This is a genomic window from Vreelandella indica (genome assembly GCF_037070225.1).
Lineage (GTDB): Bacteria > Pseudomonadota > Gammaproteobacteria > Pseudomonadales > Halomonadaceae > Vreelandella > Vreelandella arctica.
In genome coordinates this window covers 1-5,408 of sequence record NZ_JBANSO010000057.1, presented here as the reverse complement: position 1 = coordinate 5,408, position 5,408 = coordinate 1, and the positions used below count along the sequence as shown (strand labels likewise).

The following is a 5,408-nucleotide window of genomic DNA, read 5'->3' as shown; positions in this document are numbered from 1 at the left end:
TTAATAACGCCCGCCGACGCAGTGAAGTACGCATTCAGAAAAAGCGCCAAACCGAAGATGCGGTGCTCAACAAAGCCCGCAATCTCACCAAAGACCTGTTTGGCCAGCTAGGCCCCGCCAGTGAAAAAGAGCTATTCAGCTATTATGTGGATCGCTTATCCCGCTGGCGCCACGAGCTAGAAGCGTACAAAAGCAAAACCGACGTGGGCAACTTCCCAGGGCGTAAAGCCATTGAAAGCTCATTGTTGGAAGTAGAGCGCTTATTGCGCCTAGACGACAGTTTCGACTTCTTTAAAGAAGTGGCCAGCCAGCAAGACACGCTGCTTGATGTCGAAGAAGACTACCGCGACCTAAGCGACTTCTTCACCAAGCAGCTCACCACCTGGCAGCAGCTGGAACAGGCGCGCGTAAGGTTTGGGGTTAACCGCCTGGAGCTAGAAAAACACCCCGAGGCCCAGCAGGCGCTGGCCGAGTGTGAGCGCATTTACAGCGCCGACGCCCCCTACGCCATGTTGAACAAAGTAGATGGCTTGGTGCGCACGTTGGATGACATTAATAGCCGGCTGGTCACCGAAAAACGCGAACACGCCATTGCCCGTATCGACACGCGCATTGCCAAAGTGAAAGCAGAGATCGAAAAGAGTGGCATTGCCACCGCAGAGCTAAGCAACCGCTTACTGCACCCACTGCAGCAGCTCAAGGTGTCGGTCAATCAGTCGGTTAGTATCGCGCAGATCTACCAGCTGCAAACAGAAACGGCCGTTGAGCAAGAAGAAGAGAGCCTGGATGCGCTGCATAAAGCCCAGGCCGAGGCTGCCAAGCTCCAGCAGGCTGAGCCTGCATCCTCTGAAAAAGGTGAAACTTCCACAGCTGGGGATTCCGGAACATCCACTAAGTCACCGGATAACAAACCTGCTGGGCACACCCCGCCACGCGATAACGCTTACGACCCCCATACGATAACGGCACCTGCGGCGGTGAATGCTCCCAAACCCGTGGCGCGAGTGCGTGTAAGTGACGTACTCAGCCGCGTGCATAGCGGTGTGTACCTGGAAAGCCAAGCTGAAGTCGATGCCTTTATGGAAGAGCTCAGAAAAGAGCTGGAAGGGTCACTTTCAGCGGGCAAACGGGTACAGGTGCGATAGCGCACGGCGATTTTTGTTGGCAAAAACAGCAGCGTTGCTTAAAGGAGTGCCGCATGACTCACAGCCTTTCTACCCGCGCCGACTATCAGGCCTGGCTAAGCAGCATCAAACAGCGTGTGCAGTCTGCTCGTATGCGGGCAGCACTAGCGGCTAACAGCGAACTTATCGCGCTCTATTACGAGCTGGGCGCACAGATTGTCGAACGTGAAACCCAGGCACAGTGGGGCAGCGGCTTTATTAACGCTTTCAGCAAAGACCTACGCCATGCGTTTCCAGAGGTAGGTGGGTTTTCTCCCAAAAACCTTCGCTACTGCCGGGCTTTCTTCCGTTTTTACTGTGACCCTGCAATTTGGCAACAGGCTGTTGCCAAATTGACCGACACACCCTGGGCCGGTATGGATGCCGAACGCGCTGGCTTGCTGGCCCAAACCCCCTGGGGACATAACATCCAGATTTTCAGCAAATGCGCTGACCTAAATGAAGCCGACTTCTATCTCACCCAAACCCTTGAAAATGGCTGGAGCCGTGACGTGCTGGCTCTGCAACTCAAGTCGAGGCTACATGAGCGTACCGGCAAAGCGGTGAGCAACTTTTCCCGCACGTTGCCTGTCCCCCAATCGGATCTCGCTCAGCAAACGCTAAAAGACCCCTACACCTTCGACTTCATGTCCCTTACCGCTCCCTATAACGAGCGTGACGTGGAACGCCAGCTCACACAGCATATCACCCAGTTTTTACTGGAATTGGGCAAGGGCTTTGCGTTTATCGGCCGCCAGTACCCCCTCGAAGTGGCTGGCAACGACTACTATCTCGACCTGCTTTTCTACCACGTCACCCTCAAGTGCTACGTGGTCATCGAACTCAAGAACCGCCGTTTTACCCCGGAATACGCTGGCAAGTTGAATTTTTACCTGTCGGCGGTGGACAGCCTACTCAAACGCGACGACGACCAACCCACCATTGGCCTGCTGCTGTGCCGGGATAAAAATAACATCGAAGTCGAGTTCGCTCTACGCGACCTGAATAAGCCCATGGGCGTCAGCGAATACAACCTGGTCGAGACCTTGCCAGACAACCTCAAGGGCTCACTGCCCACCGTGGAGGAAATTGAGCAAGATTTGCTTCAGCGGCAAGAGGGAATGGACGAATGATTTTTTGCCATTCAAAGAGCCGTGCTGTCATCGTCACGGCCAGAGTCACGGCCAGAATCACGGCTAGAGTGCGGCTAGCGTCAGCCCAGTCGCTTTCTCCCACGCCTCGCACAGCAACGTATAGAAAAACTAGAACACCTCGGCCAAGCCACGCAGGCGGCCCGATAAGGAATTCACCATGAACACCGCCAACATCAAAAAATACGCCCCCAAAGCCCGCGCCCGCTTTATCGACACCATGACGCGCCAGGCGGCCCGTGTGGGCATTAGCCCAGATGGCAAAGGCGGCGCTGTGATTGCCCCCCTAGAGCAAAAGGGCGATGTGTTGGTGATGACCGCTCAGGATGGCCAAACCCACACCGTGCCCGCCCACCTAAAGCGCGCACGGGAAGCGCTGGCCGCGTGGGTGCAGCGCGATGGTTTTACCCAAGCGATAGAGCAGGCCGCCTACAGCTGGTTCAACCGCTTGTGCGCCATTCGCTACATGGAAATTCACGGCTACCTAGACCACGGCCGCCGCGTGCTGAGTGGGGCAGGGGGCGAAGCCGGGCAGTTCCAGATTCTGGAGGAATGCTTAGAGGTAGACCTTCCAGGGCTGGACACCGCCCGCGTTCGCGAGCTAAAGCTCGACGGCACCCAGGATGAAACCCTCTACCGTGAGCTGCTGCTGGCCCAGTGCCATGCCCTGCACGAAGCCATGCCGTTCCTGTTCGAACCGCTGGACGATGCCAGCGAGCTGCTGCTGCCCAACAACCTGACCAAAACTGACTCACTCATCCGCGAGCTGGTCGAGGCGATTCCCGAAGAGGACTGGCAGGATGTAGAAGTGATTGGCTGGCTCTACCAGTTCTACATCAGCGAGAAAAAAGACCAGGTGATCGGCAAGGTGGTGAAAAGCGAAGACATCCCCGCCGCCACCCAGCTGTTCACCCCTAACTGGATTGTGCAATACCTAGTGCAGAACTCGGTAGGCCGCCAGTGGCTGCAAACCTACCCGACGTCAGCCCTGAAAAGCCAGATGCCTTACTACATCGAGCCCGCCAAGCAGGAGCCAGAGGTACAGGCCCAGTTGGATGACATCACCCCGGCCAGCCTCGACCCCGAGACCATCAAGGTACTCGACCCCGCCTGCGGCTCCGGCCACATTCTGGTGGAAGCCTACAACGTGCTGAAGGCGATCTACGAAGAGCGCGGCTACCGCTCCCGGGACATCCCCAAGCTGATTCTGGAAAATAACCTGTTTGGCCTGGATATCGACGACCGCGCCGCCCAGCTCGCCGGCTTTGCGCTGCTGATGAAAGCCCGCGAAGACGACCGCCGCATTCTCACCCGAAACGTGTGCCTAAACGTGCTGGCCATGCAAAGCAGCCAACACCTGGATGCCAATACCCTATGGCGCGATCTCAACCTTACTGGCGACTGGCACCAGGGGCAGTCTCAGAGCCTGTTTGATAACGAACAGCAAGACCTTTCCAGCAACGATGCCACTTACAAGCTGATTGACGACTTGATTGAGCGCTTCCAAGAAGCCAAAACCTTCGGCTCGTTGATTGAAGTGCCCCATGAATGGGAAGTGTCGCTTAAAGCACTTCTGGAGGAACTGAGCGAACTCACCAACAGCGGCGATATGATGCAAAAAGCTGCCGCCCAGCGACTGGTGCCGGTGATACAGCAGGCTTGGGCATTGGCCCAACGTTATAACGCCGTAGTGGCCAACCCGCCGTATATGGGTAGTAAGGGCATGAATAAAGCGCTGAAGGATTACGCTAAAAACGCCTACCCCAACAGCAAATCGGATCTGTTCGCGATTTTTATGGAGCACGGTTTTAGCCTGCTTAATGAAAACGCCTTCAATGCCATGGTCACCATGCAAAGCTGGATGTTCCTTTCCAGCTACGAAAAGATGCGTACGGCGCTACTGAAAAATAGCACCATCGAAACCATGGTGCATATGGGCAACGGCGTGATGAAAATCGCCTTTGGTACCAACGCCACCGTGTTTCGCAATCGCTATATCGCTGGAATGAAAGGCTCGTTCTCGTATGCAGAAGCTGGCGATATTAGCGAGAACGGAGAGCCATTTGAATTTCCGGTTAAAAGTGAGCGGCTGAAAGTGGTGGCGCCGGATGATTTTAAGAAGATACCGGGAAGCCCTGTGGCGTATTGGGCGTCTTCCAAGCTTATTGAGGCCTATGAAAAAGGAATCCTTCTCGGTGATATTTCATTGCCAAGGCAGGGTTTGGCGACGATGGATAATGACAGATTTACAAGAATGTGGTTCGAGGTTTCATTAAACAAAACCTTGATGAAAGCCGATAAAGCCAGCGACATGAAGTGGTTCCCTTATAACAAAGGTGGCGATTTTCGGAAGTGGTACGGTAACCAAGAGATGTTGGTGAACTGGAAAGATAGCGGAGAAGAGATAAAACGTGTTGCAATTAATCGTTATGGTAGTGCATCAAAGCGAGTAGTAAATGAAAGGTATTACTTTGAATCCAGTGTTACCTGGTCAAAAATAGGGAGTGGGATCCCTTCTTTTAGATACCAGCCTGAAGGAGCTATTTTTGATGTTGCCGGGATGTCTATTTTCCCAGAGCAGAATATCGCATATAAGCTACTGGCACTTCTCAACTCCAGTCTAGCATTAAGATTTTTTGAAATATTATCTCCAACTTTAAATCTTGAAGCGGGGCAAATTGCGTCGATCCCAGTTGTTGAAGTCGGCGAGAAGGTGGTTTCTATAGCCAGACGATCTATTGAGCTAGAAAAAGCTGACTGGGATTCTAATGAAATATCTTGGAACTTTTTAGGGTTAAAGTTAGCGAGCATAGATGAAGTACAGTCATCAGTTAAGGGATCCTTGAATAAGTTGAGATATGATTGGTTTAGAATGGTGGGCGAGCTGGAGCAGCTTGAGATAGAAAACAATTGTCTTTTCATAGATGCTTACGGCTTACAAGAAGAAATGAATCCGGAAGCTCCTTTAAAAGGACCTGAATCCGTGAGACCGGCCCCCGGAAGCACTTCTAACCCACTGACCTGCATGGCAATATAGCCATTATCGCCATTCACCCAGACAGTGCCATGCCCAACATAAAGTTCCGCGCCAGTT

At 53.4% G+C, this 5,408-nt stretch carries 2 protein-coding genes and 1 pseudogene; all 3 read left to right on the top strand.

What is annotated here, in order from left to right; genetic code table 11:
• Nucleotides 1-1,145 (top strand): annotated as a pseudogene (locus V8L71_RS20180) (BREX system P-loop protein BrxC); the annotation flags it as partial.
• Between the two features lie 53 nt (nt 1,146-1,198).
• Complete coding sequence (locus tag V8L71_RS20175; RefSeq protein ID WP_336275274.1) at nt 1,199-2,296, top strand: PDDEXK nuclease domain-containing protein; 1,098 nt, start codon at nt 1,199-1,201, stop codon at nt 2,294-2,296.
• Nucleotides 2,297-2,474: 178 nt separating this feature from the next.
• A complete protein-coding gene (gene pglX / locus V8L71_RS20170; RefSeq protein WP_336275273.1) occupies nt 2,475-5,351 on the top strand; it encodes a BREX-1 system adenine-specific DNA-methyltransferase PglX in 2,877 nt (958 codons plus the stop codon).
• Nucleotides 5,352-5,408 lie beyond the last annotated feature (57 nt).